General features: G+C 63.5%; 1 protein-coding gene. It reads right to left on the bottom strand.

Annotation, left to right across the window (positions count from 1 at the left end; genetic code table 11):
• Window positions 1-311: 311 nt before the first annotated feature.
• A partial coding sequence (locus NW820_RS11790) for a glycosyltransferase family 9 protein (protein WP_414407580.1) occupies window positions 312-1219 on the bottom strand: 908 nt, incomplete at its 5' end.

The raw sequence follows: 1219 nt of genomic DNA, 5'->3' as shown, positions 1-1219 counted from the left end.
GACGTGGCGGAACGGCAGACGCGCTAGACTTAGGATCTAGTGCCGCAAGGCGTAAGGGTTCAAGTCCCTTCGTCCGCATGAGAATCCCCTACTTCCCCAGCCCCTTTCCCCCAAGAGGGCAGAAGTTCCCCCGGTCAACAGCAATGCTGACTGCCTTACGGTCGCTCGCCAGCAAGCCTAGGAGAGCCAAGGTGACAAAGCAAGCTCTCCCGCCGGCTAAAAGCAGACAGGGACACATCTCCCAGGCTAGAAGGCTTCTCGGTCCGCCTGCAGAGAAACTGGACTGGGTTGCTGCCACGAAAACCTTGGCTCTAGGCCGGAAAGATCACCTGCAGAATTTGCTCGGGGGCAATCGACTCCACCTTCCCATCGGCCCCCTTGACCGCCCGAAACGGCCCCTCTGAAGGCAGCAGCCGCAGCGGGTCGGTGGGCCCAAACAACGCCACCAGCGGCGTCTGCACCGCCACCGCCAAATGCATGGGAGCGCTATCGGCGCACAACAGCAGCGTTGCCCCACCAATCAAGGCCGCCAGCTGCCCCAGCCGGACAGGACGGCTCACCGGCAGCTCCGGCAGTTGCGCCAGAAAGCCCTCCGCCAGCTGCTCATCCTCTGGCCCCACCACCAGCACCAACGGCAGCTCCGGCCGCTGCTCCCGAAAACCCTTGATGACCTTGACCCAGTTGGCAGAGGGATAGATCTTCTGAATTCCCTTCTCCTGCGACAGCTGGCTGGCCCCCGGATGCAACAGCACATAATCTTGAGCGGCATCCCCCAAAAGGCGCTTGCGTTCCTGCTCTGCCCACTCCAGGTCTGCTTTTTTCAGACGAATCTGGGGCAACCCCGCCGGCGCAGCAATGCCAAACCCCTGCACCAGGTCGTGGTACATCTGGGCCGCATACTGGGCTGGCTTCAGGGGCACCGGGTCGGTCAGCCAAGGTCGCCCCGGCCCCGGCGGCGCATAGCCCACCCGCTTGGGAATGCCGGTCAGCCACAACAACAGCTTGACCCCCAAGCTTCGGCCCAGGCTCAGCACCCCGTCATACTGCCGCTCCCGAATGCGCCCCAGCAGGTCGCTGAGATCCCCCAACGACAGCTGTTCTTTGAACGGAAAAGTCAGCACCCGACTCACCGAAGGACAAACCTCGTAGGCAGCCGCCGCCCGCGGCTCCACAACCACCTCCAGCTCCGCCTCCGGGAAGCGCTGCCGCAAACTGGCCA

It is taken from the genome of Synechococcus sp. R55.7 (assembly GCF_047461955.1).
Classification (GTDB): Bacteria; Cyanobacteriota; Cyanobacteriia; order Thermostichales; family Thermostichaceae; genus Thermostichus.
This window is presented reverse-complemented; position numbering and strand designations above follow the sequence as displayed.